Source organism: Halomonas sp. AOP7-E1-9 (genome assembly GCF_052376035.1).
GTDB lineage: Bacteria > Pseudomonadota > Gammaproteobacteria > Pseudomonadales > Halomonadaceae > Vreelandella > Vreelandella citrativorans.
The window spans coordinates 40,539-56,065 of the sequence record NZ_JBQSVC010000007.1; the positions used below are offsets into that span (position 1 = coordinate 40,539).

A 15,527-nucleotide genomic window follows, 5' to 3' on the forward strand; every position below is an offset into this window, starting at 1 on the left:
AGAGAGCTGGGCGGCTTTGCCGCCCAAGTGCACCATCAAACTTCAACCCCGGCACCGCTGCGCGCTGCTCCCGCGGGTGCGCTGCGCTTACCACACGCTACGTTATTAGCTAAACTTTCAGCGTTTTCAGTAATACCTTCGATTTACGTGCGTGGTTATAGGCTTCGCGCTTTAAAGGGGGTAACTCTTCAAGGCTGGCGGTCTGAAAGCCGTGCTCCACAAACCAGTGGGCCGTGTGGGTGGTTAATACAAATATTTCGCTGACACCGCACTGGCGTGCGCGGCGCTCCAGCGCTTCCATTAAGCGTTCACCGCGTTCGCCCCCACGGTAGTTACCGTGCACGGCCACGCAGGCCAACTCGGCAACTGTGGTGTTAGGGAACACGTGCAGCGCGGCACAGCCAATCACCATGCCATCGCGCTCGATAACCATATAGTCATCAATTTCATGCTCCAAACGCTCACGCGAGCGCGCCACTAGCATGCCGCGGCGCTCCAGCGGTTCAAGCAGCTCCAGAAGCCCTGCAATATCGTTGAGCTTAGCCGGGCGTAGCTGCTCGTAGCGGTGCTGGGTAATCATGGTGCCCACGCCGTCGCGGGTAAAAAGCTCACCCAGCAGCGCATCGTGATTGCGCCACGACAACAGGTGGGTGCGGGCCACCCCCTCTCGTGCAGCGTTGCACGCAGCTTGAAGGTGGCGGGCAAGCTCGCTGCCGGGCAGCGCGCTCTCAAGCCGGGGTTCAGCATCGCCTGGCGTTAGCTGGCGCAGCAAGGCGCCCCCCTCATCCTGTAAGCCTTCTGATTCGCCCAGCAGGATCAACTTGTCGGCCTTGAGCGCTACGGCGGCATGCTGGGCAACTTCTGCGGCGTCCAGGTCGAACACTTCGCCGGTGCTTGAGAAACCCAGTGGCGGCAGGAGTACCAGCGAGCCCTTATCGAGCAGCCCTTCAATGGCGCCAGCCCGAACGCGGCGTACTTCGCCGCTATGATCAAAGTCCACCCCCTCCCGAACACCCAAGGGCTTGGCGGTGACCAGGTTACCGGAAATCACGCTAAGCTCTACACCGTGAAGCGGCGTGCTGGGCAGGCCAAGCGATAACCGTGCTTCAAGCCAAAGCCGCTGGTGGGCCGCGACCTGCTCTACATGGGTCATTACGGCGCGGTCGGCCACCCAGCGTCCGTTAATGCGCATGGGTTCAACACCGGCCTGGCCAAGCGCTTCCTGCACTTGCGGGCGGGTGCCAAATACCACCACCAAGCGCACGCCCAAGGTATGCAGCAGGGCTAAATCCTGAATCAATTGCTCCCCACGGCCAGACGCCATGGCTTCGCCTTCAATCAAGATGACGAAGGTTCGCCCCCGGTGCGCATTAATGTAGGGGGATGCGTTACGAAACCAATCAACAAAGGGGAAATGCTTATCCAAGGGCCGCTCTCCGGCAGCAGGTGAAAGAAAAAACGACGTTTACAACACTACTCGCGCTACTTTACCAGAGCGCAAAAAACAGCGGCACCTTCTATTGCAAATCGGCTAGCGCAAATCTGCATGAAGGTGCCGCTGATCTTGAGGCTTTTTGTGCGGGCGTGCGCCGGGTGGCGCCGCCTGTTACACCGTTAGCCGAACATGCCTTTAAACATAAAGAAGAACACAATCGCTAAGCCTGCACCGGCGGGCAGGGTAATCAACCAAGAGACAACAATGGTGCCAATAACGCGCAGGTTAAGTGCCGCCATACCGCGCGCCAGCCCGACACCCAACACCGCGCCGACCAGCGTATGGGTCGTTGAAATTGGCAGGCCCGTGCCCGAGGCAACGACGACGGTACTCGCAGCGGCAAGCGTTGCGGCAAAGCCACGGCTAGGGGTGAGCTCGGTGATCCCGGTGCCCACGGTCGCAATTACCCGACGCCCATACGTCACCAGACCAACGACGATACCCGCGCCGCCCAATACCAGCACCCACCAGGGCACCAACGCCGCGCTATCAATCATACCTTCGCTGCGCACGACACTTATGACGGCGGCCAGCGGCCCCACCGCATTGGCGACATCGTTGGAACCGTGAGCAAAGGCCATGGCACACGCGGTAAAGATCATCAGCACGCCGAAAACACGCTCAACATTGGCATAGCCAAAGTGGTCATTGGCGTTCTTGGTGTACTTGATACGCCGCTGCATTACTATGCCAAGGCCCATGATCAGCACACCAATCAGAATCGAAAGCAGCAGGCTTTCGCTGAAGCTAAGATGCAGACCAACATGGGAAAGGCCTTTGGTCAGCGTCACCATGGCAACAATAAAGCCGACCAAAAATATATAGCCCGGCACATAGCGCTTGGCCGCCGCTAACGGATCTGAACTCTCGAAAATCAAGTGGTGTACCGACTTAAACAGCATATAGCCGATGGTACCGGCAATCAGCGGAGAAATAGCCCAACTAGAGGCAATCTGGCCGACCTTGTCCCAGGCCACCGCATCAACGCCTAGACCTACCGCCGCGAAACCGACAATGGCACCAACAATGGAGTGTGTGGTCGACACCGGCCAGCCGCGGGCAGAAGCGACCATCAGCCAAATGCCTGCCGCCAACAGCGCTGACAGCATGCCGTAAACCAAAAACTGTGGGTTGGCTTCAAGCAGGTTGGGATCAATGATGCCGCCACGAATGGTGGCGGTAACCTCACCACCGGCAAGCCAGGCGCCTAAAAATTCGAAAATAACAGCAATGATGATGGCTTGCTTGATGGTGATCGCTTTCGACCCCACCGACGTTCCCATGGCGTTGGCAACATCGTTTGCGCCGACGCCCCACGCCATGAAAAAGCCAAATAAACAGGCCAGAATAATAAATATCTCGCCGTACTGGGCAATAATTTGCATTGGTTTCCCTTAGCGTGCGGTCAAAATCTGCAAGCGACTGCCTACGCGCTCAGCACGGTCAGACACTTCACCCACCCATTCGATAATCTTGTAAAGAAAGATCACATCGACGGGCGGTAGCTGGCTTTCAAGCTGAAACAGCTGGCGACGAATGGCCACCTGCTGACTATCTGCCTGGTGTTCAAGGTTATGCAGCTCACGGATCATGTTGCTCATAACATCCGCGACGTTACGCCCAAAGCCTGACTCTAAAAGCTCCATCAGCTCTTCAAGGGCCTGGCGCGCTTGGGCCACACATGCCACGCTAGTCGCCATATAATCGCGCATCGGATCAGCGAGCTCATCAGGCACGCGCATTTTACGGCCTAGCATAATGCCGGTAATGTCGCGCACCTTGTTGGCGATTTTGTCCTGGACACTAATCAAATCCAGTAGATCAGACCGTGAAACCGGCAGAAACATGGTGCTGGGCAGGTTGAGCCGTAGATCCGTTTTCAGCACATCCGCTTCGTGTTCTAAACGGGTTACGTTTTCACGCAGCTCAGTGGCGGTATCCCAATCGCCAGCAAGCGATGCTTCAAAAAACGGTAACAGTTGGTCGGCGCATTCATTGGCCTTGACGATGTGGGCCAGCAGCGGCTGGAATGGCGAGCGGCCAAACATCGCGGAAAAAGGGTTGGAGGTAACCATAGAGCCTTTTAGCCTGTTTTCGGGGGAGCCTGGAAATGGCGACGCCAGTATAAAGAGTGCGCTCGCCGCCGTCATGAAAACTTCATATTGGTAGCAAAAATTTAACCAGTACTTCACGTTTAAGAGTGGCTATTGTCATGAAAAATGCAACACCAATCGAAGTAGAGATAAAACTTGCGCTTGCCCAAGCCAGTATTGAGGCGCTCAAGCACCACTCTTTGCTCGACACAAAAACACCGTTAATCCAGACCTTAGCCAATACCTACTTCGACACACCGACCCATGACATGGCCAACGCACGAATCGCAGTGCGTCTTCGTCAAGTTGATGGCCGCGTGCTGCAAACGGTAAAAACGGCGGGCCAGGGGGGTGGCGGATTATCCAGCCGCCAGGAGTGGGAGTGGCCGGTCGCACGCGCTGAACTCGACCAGGCAGGTCTCGCTGAGCTTCCCCCTTTCAGTGACGAGCCAGTCAATAATGGGCCTGCCCACAAAGTGCTCAGAGAACGACTAACGCATCTAGCCCCCATACTGCGCACCGACTTTACCCGATATAGCTGGCAGCTCGACTGGCAGGGCAGCCAGATTGAGCTGGTACTGGATGAAGGCGAAATTGAAAGTGGTGGCTACCGCACGCCCATTTGTGAAGTAGAACTGGAGCTTAAAAACGGTGACCCGCAAGCGCTCTGGTCGCTGGCGATTGCGCTAGCAGAACAGGTTCCGCTTCGCCCATCTGATAGCAGCAAGGCATCGCGGGGTAACGCCTTGCGCGCCCAACAGTGGCCGCTTCCTAACGCCACGACACCTGCTGAATGGCTACACCGGGCAACGCTTGCCCTTGATGCCTACCACGACAACCAGCAGCGCCCGTTCCTAAACCTTACCCATGAGGCGCTGACCCGGTTGGCCGAACACGCATCACTGCCCGAGGACATGAAGTCCCAGGCGGCTCACCTATCCACAGCGCTAGATGACGCTGGTCAACCCCGTATTGCCTATGGCGTAACGCTCCTGACGCTTTCCCATCGTTTAGCGCTGCAACGCGAGCTAAGCTAACCTTCACGTTGTTTTAGATAGATTCAAGCACGTTTGCCCATAGACCTAATCACTGTGATAAGTGATTGCTCATTTCATCAGGATCGCCATGAGTTTTAACCTGACCCCTGCCGCGGAAGGGCTTCGCACACAGCTGTTTCACGTTATTTTCGAGTCCGACACGCCCACTGCCAAGGGATTCGATATTGCGCTGATTGTGATGATTTTGGGCAGCGTCGCCGTCATTCTGCTCGGCAGTGTTCAGGAGGTTTCCCAGGAGTATGGCTGGCTTTTCTACTACCTGGAGTGGGGCTTTACGATTCTGTTCACCGTGGAGCTTGCGGTACGCATCTACTGCCTTGAACGTCCCACGGTCTATCTGAAAAGCTTTTATGGCGTGGTCGATCTAATCTCCATCCTGCCAGCCTGGCTGGTACTGCTGATGCCCGGCTTTCATGCGCTGGTGATTATTCGCATACTCCGCGTGCTGCGCATTTTCCGTATCCTGCGCCTGATGGAATTTGTGGGCGAAGGACGACTGCTGATCGAAGCATTAAAGCGTAGCGTGCGCCAGGTACTGCTGTTTTTCTGCAGTATTTTTATGGTTGTCACCATGTTTGCCGCGCTGATGTATACCATCGAGTCGCCGGAAAGCGGCTTTACCAGTATTCCCATGTCGATCTACTGGGCGGTGGTCAGCGTTACCACGGTGGGGTATGGCGATATCGTGCCGGGCACAGCGCTTGGCAAAGCGATTACTGTGCTTCTCATCCTGATTGGCTACTCGATTATCGCCGTGCCTACCGGCATTTTTTCAGCCCAGGTCATCCGCTCTATCCGTGAAGACCGCTACTCCGATGAAGCGTGCCCAGGATGCGGCCACGACCGTCACGAAAAAGACGCACTCTACTGCCTTCGTTGTGGCACCTGGCTGGATGAAAACAGTGAAGACCCGCGCAAAGAGAAACAGACTGAAGAGATGTAATCGCCTCAAGCGAAAAAGGCCGCCGGTTCAGGCGGCCTCTGCTTAATGTCTTGCTTAATTGTCTTCGAAGGGAGCCTGCCAGACATCAAGCTCAGCGTTGCGCCAGCTGCCATAGGTCGCATTGGGGAACACGATCCAGTCCTGCCCAAACCGTTCAGCGTTTTCATCTACCAGCCGTTTCTGCTCCTCCAGCTCAACGCCAGCAAACACGTCAGAAAAGTCGTGAAGCGTATCGCCCAGTTGCATCACCAGCGCGTACTGCTCGGCCACGACGGCCCGACGCTCGCCTTTGGGCGGCCCCAGCAGCATAACGCTCTGCTCGGACACTTGGGGTAACCCTAACGTCTCCAGAGTGGCTAGCGTTGCCGACTTGTTTTCCTCATAGCGGTCAGAGACATAATAGATGGCAACGCCCTGCTCATCAGCAAATTCCAAAAAAGCTCTGGCGCCCGGGATCAGGCTCGGCTCACCTTCGCGCTCCCAGTGTTTCCACGTGTCCCAAGTCGTAAAGTCGTGACACGCCTGCATATCGCGCACCAATAACGCACTGTTATCAATAACGGTTTCATCAAGATCGGTAATGATAGCCAGCTCAGCGTCTTCACCATGGGCAGCTATCTGGTCCTTCAAGCGGTACGTTGCCAGCTCGAACCCCTGCCGCTGCAACGCGATGACTTCGGCAGCCTGCTGCTGGTAGCGAAGCCCCATTGCGTACTCATTCATCTCACAAGCGGCACTGTCGCTGGCCACAGCATTAACAGACACAGGTAACGCTGCCAGACTTGCGAAAGCCGAAGCAATAACGGCACTGCGATAACGGAACATCGTCATTAAGCACTCTCCATTTTTTTATGATGATCGGGCGGAAAGCGAATTCCACTCAATTTATAAAAAATTATTATGAACATTTGGCGTTTTTAGCCTAATTTATTTTTATTGGTCATTCAAATAATAAAAATAGAGTATAACTGGCATGAAAGGTGACGATAGATTTACATCGGGAGTGCAGATAAACAGATCGCGCCATGCCTAGCAGCTGCCAGAGCATGGCGTGGGTAAGTCAGTTGGCGAAGGGAGCCGTGTCACCGCGTCCGGCACGGACAATTTTGGGCGGTAGCTCTCGCAGGTCGATGACGCTGGTGGGGTCCAGGTGGCAGGCGCCACCGTCAATAATCAGGTCCAAATGCGCTTCAAAGCGGTCACGAATTTCCTCTGGGTCGCTCATGGGAAGGTCCTCCCCCACCGGAATCAGCGTAACGCTCATTAGCGGTTCGCCAAGCGCTTGCAGTAGCGCATGAGCAATCCGGTGATCAGGTACGCGTACGCCAATGGAGCGCCGTTTGGGGTGCAGCAGCAGGCGCGGGACTTCTGTCGTGGCATCCAGAATGTAGGTGTACGGTCCTGGCGTATGCGCTTTCAGCAGCCGAAACACCGCATTATCTACCTTGGCGTAAGTGCCAATTTCCGAAAGGTCCGAGCACATCAGCGTAAAGTTGTGCTTGTCATCCAGCGAGCGCAACCACTTGATCTTTTCAATAGCCTTCTTTTCGCCCAGATGACAGCCTAACGCGTAACCTGAGTCAGTGGGATAAGCCACCACACCGCCTTTGCGAATAATCTCAATCGCTTGATCAATCAGGCGCTTTTGTGGGTTTTCTGGATGAATCTGGAAATATTGGCTCATTGTCTGCTCCTGCCCGTGGGCGCGTTTCAGTCCATTAGGGTATTCGCTTTTATCAAACGCTTACTCATACCATAGCTGACGCAGCGGCTAATGGACCAGCGGGGGCATTGCGTAAATGCGCTAAGCGAGGGTGCTGCCAAATGGGCGGCGCGGCCGTGCGCGGCACCATGCACATGCTGCCAGGGGCGGCGTGGCTGCCGGGAAAGTGGAAGTCGCTGCCTAACGAGGCGTAAAGCCCACGCTCGACCATTTGACGAGCCAGGTCCCTTGTGACATCCGGGTTCTGCTGGCCACTCACCAATTCAACCGCGTCACCACCTGCGGCCTGAAAGGTATCCATTAACTGCCCTCGCTTACGCCGGGTTAAGCCGTAGCGTAAAGGGTGGGCAATCACCGCAACGCCACCAGAGGCCACCACCCACTCGACGACTTCGCTGATTTCTGGCCAGTGAGCTTTAACATCGCCTTTTTTACCGCTGCCAAGGTAGCGTTTAAACGCAGTGGCCCAATCGGCCACAACCCCCTCGGCCACTAACGCGCGGGCAAAATCAGGCCGGCCTAGCGGGCGGTCACTGCCTGCCTGCTCCCGGGCTTTTTCCAAGGCATTTTTAAGGCCCACTTTCTCTAACCGCTCGGCTATCACTTCTGCGCGCTGAATACGCGCCAGCCGCTGCTGTTCAAGCCCTTCAACCAGCGGACCTTGCAGGCCACCGGGCATCAGCGCCACGACGTGGATGTTAATGCCTTGCCAGCGAGTGGATAACTCGCAGCCAGGCACCAGGCATAGCCCGGCTTGTACCGCCGCCTTTCCAGCCTCGTCGATGCCGTCCATGGTGTCATGGTCTGTCAGCGCCATGTGGGTAAGGCCACGCGCTGCGCACAGCGACACCAACTCCGTGGGGGTTAACGCGCCATCCGACGCCGTTGAGTGCATATGCAGGTCAGCCGTGTAGCGCTGATCGGCATCAAACACCGCAGGAAGTAACGTTGCAGGAAGTAGAGGCATGGGCATGACGTCATGTGGCGAGTTTGTCAGAATAGGGATGTCTACCACGAACAGTTATAAAGTGCTGTGTTCAAAAGACCTGGTGTTCACAGCGCTGCGCGTGGGACGATTTACAAACGCTCGCCATGGTGCGCGCTTATGTAGATGCGGTCAATGCTGCATAGGGCGCTTTACTACATGCTTTTAAGGAGTTATCCCCATGCTCTACGCCATTATTAGTGAAGACGTATCGAATAGCCTTGAACGCCGCCTGGCGGCCCGCCCGGACCATTTGGCACGCTTGGAAACGCTACGCGATGAAGGTCGCTTGGTGCTCGCGGGCCCGCACCCCGCTGCGGATACTGAAAACCCCGGCGACGCGGGTTTTAGCGGCAGCCTGGTGGTGGCTGAATTCGACAGTTTGGAAGCCGCTCAGGGCTGGGCTGACGCCGATCCATACATCATTGCAGGTGTCTATGCCAAGGTAATTGTTAAGCCGTTCAAGAAAGTTTTGCCTTGACCGATTAGGGCGAGTGTGGAGGGTCCGCCTGCTAATTCACAGAGCCTGTGGAAAACTCTGTGCAAACCCGGCGGACGCTTTTCGCTAAGCCAGAGATAGCGCCCTGATTAACAAATTGATTATTTTTTAACCACTTCAGTCATTACGGATATCCGCGTGCCTCAACGCCTTACTGATTTACCCCCTTTAACGGCGTTAAGCGCGCCATTACTCACCTGGAGTGACACTTCACCGCACTCGGATGATTTTGATGACGTGTACTTTTCCCGTGAGGGCGGTCTTGAAGAAACCGAGCACGTTTTTTTAAATACCAACCGCTTGCCTGAGCGATTTGCCGCTTGGGAAAACACGCGCGCCTTTGTGATCGGGGAAACCGGCTTTGGCACGGGCCTTAATATGCTGTGTGCCTGGGCCTGCTTTGAGCAGCACGCGCCAACCGGGGCACGGCTGCATTTTTTATCCACAGAAAAGTATCCCTTGGATCAGGTATCGCTTGAGCGCGCCCTACGCGCCTGGCCGTCGCTTGCCGGTTATTCACAGCGGCTTTGCGAGCAGTGGCCCTCACCCGTTAGCGGCGTACACCGCCTGCACCTGAGCGACCGCGTGACGCTGGATCTGCATTATGGCGATACCACCGAGCGGCTGACGCTTTTAGATGGTCAGGTCGATGCCTGGTTTCTGGACGGCTTTGCACCTTCTAAAAATCCACAAATGTGGCAGCCCGAGCTGTTTGAGGCCATGGCGGCGCGCTCTCGGCCGGGGGCCACCTTTGCCACGTTCACCTGCGCGGGCATTGTTAAGCGGGGCTTGAAAGCGGCAGGCTTTAGCTGGAAAAAAGTCCCGGGCTGCGGGCATAAGCGCGAAATACTGGCAGGCATGATTGACACACCGCCTACCGATAAGCGCCGTGAGGCAACGCCCTGGTTTACGCCGCCAGCGCCTCTTCCCACGCAGCAGGTGGCGGTTATCGGGGCAGGGATCGCTGGGTGCAGCGTGGCAGCAGCACTTGCCAGGCGTGGCGTTAATGTGACGGTGATCGAGCGCGAAGCACCCGGCGCAGGCGGCTCGGGTAACCGCCAGGGGGCGCTTTATGTGAAGCTTGCGGCCGACACCAACCACCAAAGCCGGTTTTACCTCTCCGGCCTTTTATACAGCCAGCGCTGGCTTAATCAGTTCAAGGTTCCAACGCTTTGGCAGCCCTGCGGCGTCGTGCAACTGGCCACCAACGCGAAAGAGACCAAGCGCCAGCAGCGCTTTAGCGAGCAGCATGTGCTGCCCGAAAGCGTGGTGTCGCCGCTTACCCAAGGGTTGAGTGAGAAAGCCGGTATTACCATTAACGCTGAACACGCCCTGTTTTATCCACACGCAGGCTGGGTGCGGCCCAAGGCGCTATGTGAGCACTTACTCCAAACGCCTAATATCACGCTGAGACAGGGCGATGTTACGTCCCTTACGCGTGAAGATGACCGCTGGCAGCTCGCACTTGCTGATGGAAATACGATAAGTGCAGACCAGGTGGTGATTGCAAGCGCTCACTACGCCAATATGTATGCTCAGACGGCCAATCTGCCGCTCCAACAGGTGCGCGGCCAGGTCAGTGAGGTGAGGCTTCCCGCCGGCGTAAAAGGCCCGGAGCGGGTGGTATGCGCCGGTGGCTATGTGTCGCCCGCCATTGAAGGGGTGCTTACCTTTGGGGCAAGCTTCGTGCCCAACAATGCTTCTACCGACGTGACCGATACCGACCACCAGCGCAATATTGACGAGCTTCGCCAAACACTTCCAGCACTGGTGGCAGAACTTGAAAGCGCAGGCACCCACCTGACTCCACAGGCGCTTGAAGGGCGCGCGGCGGTACGTGCAGCAAGCCCTGATAAAACGCCCTATGCAGGCCCAGTCCCCAACGCCTCGGCCTGGCAGTCAGCCTATGCCGTGCTGGCAAAAGATGCCTCGCGAGTGCCAAACGCCCCGGGTGAGCACTGCCCAGGGTTGTGGATATCTACCGCCCACGGCTCCCGCGGGCTTTCCAGTGCGCCGTTATGCGCCGAGCTTATTGCCTCCCGGCTGCTTGACGACCCCATGCCGATTGAGGCTCAGTTGGCCGACCATCTGCATCCCGGGCGGCGTATTATCAGCGCGATTATTCGCGGTCAGTAGTCACCCTCTTCCTCATCGTCTGCCAGATCACGACCGAAGGAACGCCACTGCGCCAGGGTCATTACTTCGGTCATTTCAAGCTTTAGGTCATGGGCAATAATCAGTTCACTACGTGCCAACTGCTGTTTCAGCTCGTCGACCCACCCTTTCATCCCCGTGCCGGTATCGGTGGTGTCATAACCCTGCCGGGTAACAAACGCCTCCAGCAACGCATCGAGGGTTTCCGGCGGCAACATGCGGGCGGGTACTTCAATGAAACGGCTCATTCGCTCTGCTCCCACTGCGCAAGGCGCTCAATAAAGGTGGCTTCATCCACAACCTCTACGCCCAGCTGTTCCGCTTTGGTTAACTTACTACCGGCCGCTTCACCGGCGACCAGCGCCGTGGTCTTTTTCGAAACGCTACCCGCTACTTTGGCGCCAAGCGCCTGTAGCCGAGCCTTACCCTCGTCACGGGTCATGCTTTCCATGGCGCCCGTCAGTACCCAGGTTTGGCCTTCTAGCGGCGTAGGGCCTTGGGTAACGTCGGCTTCCTGCCAGGTGACGCCTGCCTCAATCAAGGCAGCCAGGGTCTCCTGGTTATGGGGCTGGCGGAAAAAGGTGTGCACGTGGGCCGCCACAATGGGGCCAACATCGTTGACCGCCTCAAGCGCGGCCTGTTCGGCTGCTTGAAGCGCTTGCAACGTTCCAAAATGGCTCGCCAGGTTGGCTGCTGTGGCCTCACCCACCTCGCGAATGCCCAACGCGTAGATAAACCGAGCGAGCGTCGTATGACGAGCTTTATCCAGCGCGTTGACCAGATTAATGGACGATTTTTCGCCCATACGCGGCAAGCTCTGCCATTGCTCAACCGTCAGGTGAAACAGATCGGCAGGTGTTTTCACCCAATCCAGCTCTACCAGCTGGTCGATCAGTTTGACGCCCAGGCCATCTACATCCAGGGCCTTGCGGCTAGAGAAGTGTTTGAGCGCTTCTTTACGCTGGGCAGCGCAGAAAAGCCCACCCGAGCAGCGCGCTACCGCTTCGCCTGCCACGCGCTCGATATCCGAACCGCACACCGGGCAGTGCTCGGGGAACACAATCGGCTGCGCGTCTATTGGGCGTTTTTCCTTATCGACCCGGACCACTTGGGGAATCACATCGCCTGCGCGGCGAATAGCCACTGTATCGCCAATCATGACATCCAGGCGGGTGATTTCATCGGCGTTGTGCAGCGTCGCGTTGGATACGGTAACGCCTGCCACGCTAACGGGCTCAAGCCTTGCCACTGGCGTGATGGCACCCGTACGGCCTACCTGAAACTCAACGTCATTAAGCGTGGTGATCTCTTCCTGAGCGGGGTACTTAAATGCCGTTGCCCAGCGGGGAGCGCGAGCCACAAACCCAAGCTCACGCTGATAGCGCAGTGCATTCACCTTGATCACCACGCCGTCGATGTCGTAGCCCAACTGGTCGCGCTTCTCACCCAACTGCTCGCAATACTCAACGACCGCCTGCGGGCCGGTCAGCACCTTTAGCTCCGCGCTGGCGCGAAAGCCCAGCGTTACCAGTCGATCCATCAGTTCGCTATGCGTGGTGTCGCCCATGTCCGGTTCCAGACGCGCCGCCTGATAGGCATGAAATTCCAGTGGGCGGGTAGCAGTAATCTCCGGGTTCAACTGACGTAAACTACCGGCAGCGGCGTTACGCGGGTTGGCAAATACCTTGCTACCCTCCTCGCGTGCACGCTCGTTAAGCGCTTCAAAGCCTTGGTGGCGCATGATGACTTCACCGCGCACTTCCAAAAGCTCAGGGATCTGCTTGCCCATTAGCTTTAAAGGCACCGAGCGCAGCGTACGCAGGTTAGAGGTAATGCCCTCCCCAGTGCGGCCATCGCCACGGGTGGCGCCACTCACCAGCACGCCCTGCTCATACACCAGCGATACCGCAGCGCCATCAAGCTTCGGCTCACAGGTAAACTCAACGTCATTTGCTGCGCACTCCAAGCGCTCTGCGACGCGCTCAGCAAAGGCCACGATGTCGTCACCGCTAAACGCGTTATCCAGCGAGAGCATGGGGATGGCGTGGGCGACCGAAGGAAAGCCATCAGCAGGCGCCGCACCCACGCGCTGAGTCGGTGAATCCGGAGAGACGAGCGTTGGGTTTTCAGCTTCCAGCTGCTTTAAGCGTTGCAGCCTCCGGTCGTAGTCAGCGTCTGATAACGTTGGCTCATCCAATACGTAGTAACGGTAGTTGGCTTCATCAAGCTCGGCGCGCAGCTGGGTGACTGCTTCCAACACTTGGGGGTCAGGCTGACTCATTAACGTTGGTTTCCATCGTACGGGCTAAAATCAATCACAAAAAAGACACATCCTGGAACAAAAACACCCGCCTTCTGCAAGAAGGCGGGTGTTTAACAGCAAGCGCTACTTAGTGGGCTTGCATGTGGCGATGCAGGCGGTGGCGGCGTTCAAACTCATGCACCCGCTGGCGGGCAAACTCAATGGTTTGAGCCGTCATGACGCTGCGATTTTCATCCTTCAGCTCGCCACTCATATGGCGAACCACGGCCATAGCGGTTTCCACCATGGCTTCAAAGGCTGCAGAGCTGTCGACTGCTCCTGGCAAGGGCATCAGGAAGGTGATCCCTGGCGTTACAAACTCACCCATCTCTTCAATAGGGAACGTGCCAGGCTTGACCACGTTAATCATTGAGAACTGAAGTTCGCTGTCGTCACTTTCTGTTTCAAAGCGGTGGAACACACCCATGGCACGGCTGTAGCGTAGACCGCACGCCATAATGAGCTCCAGCAACTTGCTGCCATCGAAGCCTTCCGGGTCCCGGGAGAGCACGCTGATAACCACCACCTCATCGGCGTTGGTCAATGTTTCTTTGGCATGTTCACCCGGCACATCATGACGCAACGCTTTTTCAAGCGTTGGGTGAGCACGTACGACATTATCACGCGAGCCACGCACCGGCGCTTCATCGTAGGCTTCATAGTCATCGTACTGATCCGCTGATGTTTCATGCGCATAAGCAGGTTCAGACTCGTCATGGCGTGCAGCGGCCCGTTGCGCTTCCGCAGCAATTTCGGCGGCTTCGCGGGCTTCGGCCTGTTCCTGGGCAATGCGGGCTTTTTCTGCCTCGGCAGCTTCTTTTGCTTCACGGCGCTGCTCGGCTTCAAGCGCTTTGCGCTCTGCTTTCAGCTTGGCGGCGGCTTCAGCACGCTTGGCCTTTTCAGCTTTCTTACGGGCTTTTTCCTGACGACGCTGTATCAGGCGACGTTTAAGCGAGCGGCCCATACCCTCAAAATCAACCAGCCGATACTCATCAACGGCATCATCATCCAGCTCGTCATACTCGCCGGCCGTATCTTCACGCAGTTGACGACGCTTGGGCGCCCTGGCCGAAGCGGCATCTTCTGGCTCTGCACGCAACACAGGATCGGCGTCTGTTTCAACAGCGAGGACCGGCTCAGCAGGGCTCTCCTTATTCACCGCGACGGATTCATTCACCGCGACAGGCTCTTCTTTCGCAGCAACGGACTCTTCGTTGGCAGTAGATAGGGAGATAGACGGCTCTCCAGTGTGTGGCTTGCTTTGGGTTGGCACTTGCTCGGCAATAGGCGCATGCGCTTCTGACGCTGTTTTGTCTACCGGCTGAGTGTTAACAGGATTGGCTTGTGCCGTTGGCTGGGGTTCAACCTGGCTCACGTCAGCTGGAGCGTCGCTATTCGGGAAGATGCTTGGCTCTCGACGATCAATGTCAGCCGGGCGTGCTTTAGGCGCAGCGGCCTGGCGCTGAGGCTGTGCAGATGCTGCTGTATCCACTGGCGGAGCAGTCGCTTTACGCTTAGGGACCGCATTGGCAAAGGAGCGCCTAAATTCGGATAGCACTCTGGAAGGCCCTGGATGGTCTTGACGTTCCAACTTGGGTTTCGCGCCGACCCCACTATAGTCCGCAGGTTTAACGACACGTGCGCCACCGTTCGGAAGCTCCCAGCTAATTTCGGCTTCTTTAGCCTCATCATCCAGCTCGGTTAGCTTCGCCTCGGGAAGATCCTTAACCGCCTGGTCCAGACGAGGGACGCGCCGCTGGCGTTGGAGTCGTCGTACACCGTCGACTACGATGAGCGACACCAACGCCAGTCCTAAAATGATTAACCATTCTCTTAGTTCCATGTCGAACATTCCATGGGTCATTTAACCGGTTACTAAAGCGCCATACCTGAGTGAAAACCTTTCAGGTGGTAAATAAATACCACTAGCATAGCGCGGTTACTATAAATAGAGCCATTTTTTAGCGATTTCTACGTCATGGCACGGTTCCTAAGCACAGTTCCTAAGTACAGTTCCTGACGTTTTCTAAGCAATATTGACGTTCATCGTGATCAGACTCAGTTGCTATTATTCAGGTCGTGAATCTGCTCTTTAATCCTGGTGTATATGTACTGCATCTATCTTACTTAATGTTTACTTAATCCTTAAAGCGAAGCGAGCTTAACAACCAACCTACCACTACTGTATATAAAAACAGCAAAAGGCTTTAATCCAGCTCAGCCACACTAGTTCAAGGTAAATCTACCATAGCATTAACCACAATTTTATAATGAT

Annotated in this window: 13 protein-coding genes; 4 read left to right on the top strand and 9 right to left on the bottom strand. The window is 56.4% G+C overall.

The window, feature by feature from the left end; translation table 11 throughout:
• Nucleotides 1-109: 109 nt before the first annotated feature.
• The 3 genes from argA to ACT3R4_RS06140 all read right to left on the bottom strand — a co-directional run bounded on the left by argA (nt 110) and on the right by ACT3R4_RS06140 (nt 3,570).
• Nucleotides 110-1,426, bottom strand: coding sequence for an amino-acid N-acetyltransferase (argA, locus tag ACT3R4_RS06130; protein ID WP_193055360.1), 1,317 nt, complete (start codon nt 1,424-1,426; stop codon nt 110-112).
• 188 nt (nt 1,427-1,614) lie between these two features.
• Entirely contained in the window at nt 1,615-2,880 is a 1,266-nt protein-coding gene (locus ACT3R4_RS06135) for an inorganic phosphate transporter (RefSeq protein WP_193055359.1), read from the bottom strand.
• Nucleotides 2,881-2,889: 9 nt separating this feature from the next.
• Nucleotides 2,890-3,570 carry a TIGR00153 family protein gene (locus ACT3R4_RS06140; protein ID WP_193055358.1) on the bottom strand — a complete coding sequence of 227 codons (681 nt, stop codon included), beginning with the start codon at nt 3,568-3,570 and terminating at the stop codon, nt 2,890-2,892.
• 137 nt (nt 3,571-3,707) lie between these two features.
• Here ACT3R4_RS06140 and ACT3R4_RS06145 point away from each other — a divergent pair, with 137 nt between their 5' ends.
• Both ACT3R4_RS06145 and ACT3R4_RS06150 read left to right on the top strand, forming a co-directional pair.
• Complete coding sequence (locus ACT3R4_RS06145; protein WP_193055357.1) at nt 3,708-4,625, top strand: CYTH domain-containing protein; 918 nt, start codon at nt 3,708-3,710, stop codon at nt 4,623-4,625.
• 88 nt (nt 4,626-4,713) lie between these two features.
• Nucleotides 4,714-5,589, top strand: a complete 876-nt coding sequence (locus ACT3R4_RS06150; RefSeq protein ID WP_193055356.1) for an ion transporter — start codon at nt 4,714-4,716, stop codon at nt 5,587-5,589.
• Between the two features lie 54 nt (nt 5,590-5,643).
• Here ACT3R4_RS06150 and ACT3R4_RS06155 read toward each other — a convergent pair whose 3' ends face one another.
• The 3 genes from ACT3R4_RS06155 to ACT3R4_RS06165 all read right to left on the bottom strand — a co-directional run bounded on the left by ACT3R4_RS06155 (nt 5,644) and on the right by ACT3R4_RS06165 (nt 8,279).
• Complete coding sequence (locus ACT3R4_RS06155) at nt 5,644-6,420, bottom strand: 5'-nucleotidase, lipoprotein e(P4) family (protein WP_172118187.1); 777 nt, start codon at nt 6,418-6,420, stop codon at nt 5,644-5,646.
• Nucleotides 6,421-6,649: 229 nt separating this feature from the next.
• The gene (locus ACT3R4_RS06160; protein ID WP_087108002.1) at nt 6,650-7,273 is read right to left on the bottom strand and encodes an L-threonylcarbamoyladenylate synthase; all 624 of its coding nucleotides are present in this window, start codon (nt 7,271-7,273) and stop codon (nt 6,650-6,652) included.
• A 64-nt stretch (nt 7,274-7,337) separates the two neighbouring features.
• Nucleotides 7,338-8,279 carry a PHP domain-containing protein gene (locus ACT3R4_RS06165; RefSeq protein ID WP_193055355.1) on the bottom strand — a complete coding sequence of 314 codons (942 nt, stop codon included), beginning with the start codon at nt 8,277-8,279 and terminating at the stop codon, nt 7,338-7,340.
• A gap of 199 nt (nt 8,280-8,478) precedes the next feature.
• Here ACT3R4_RS06165 and ACT3R4_RS06170 point away from each other — a divergent pair, with 199 nt between their 5' ends.
• Both ACT3R4_RS06170 and mnmC read left to right on the top strand, forming a co-directional pair.
• Entirely contained in the window at nt 8,479-8,778 is a 300-nt protein-coding gene (locus tag ACT3R4_RS06170; RefSeq protein WP_172118189.1) for a YciI family protein, read from the top strand.
• A gap of 156 nt (nt 8,779-8,934) precedes the next feature.
• Nucleotides 8,935-10,932 (top strand): bifunctional tRNA (5-methylaminomethyl-2-thiouridine)(34)-methyltransferase MnmC2/FAD-dependent 5-carboxymethylaminomethyl-2-thiouridine(34) oxidoreductase MnmC1, encoded by a 1,998-nt coding sequence (mnmC, locus tag ACT3R4_RS06175; RefSeq protein WP_441678005.1) that lies wholly within the window; start codon nt 8,935-8,937, stop codon nt 10,930-10,932.
• On the opposite strand, the gene ACT3R4_RS06180 is transcribed toward mnmC, so the two are convergent.
• The 3 genes from ACT3R4_RS06180 to zipA all read right to left on the bottom strand — a co-directional run bounded on the left by ACT3R4_RS06180 (nt 10,926) and on the right by zipA (nt 15,095).
• A complete protein-coding gene (locus ACT3R4_RS06180; RefSeq protein WP_172118191.1) occupies nt 10,926-11,198 on the bottom strand; it encodes a YheU family protein in 273 nt (90 codons plus the stop codon). The two genes, mnmC and ACT3R4_RS06180, sit on opposite strands and share 7 nt — an antisense overlap.
• The gene (gene ligA, locus ACT3R4_RS06185; protein WP_193055353.1) at nt 11,195-13,231 is read right to left on the bottom strand and encodes an NAD-dependent DNA ligase LigA; all 2,037 of its coding nucleotides are present in this window, start codon (nt 13,229-13,231) and stop codon (nt 11,195-11,197) included. The genes ACT3R4_RS06180 and ligA overlap by 4 nt, the downstream gene beginning before the upstream one ends.
• A gap of 109 nt (nt 13,232-13,340) precedes the next feature.
• Nucleotides 13,341-15,095, bottom strand: coding sequence for a cell division protein ZipA (gene zipA / locus ACT3R4_RS06190; protein WP_193055352.1), 1,755 nt, complete (start codon nt 15,093-15,095; stop codon nt 13,341-13,343).
• Between the last annotated feature and the right edge of the window lie 432 nt (nt 15,096-15,527).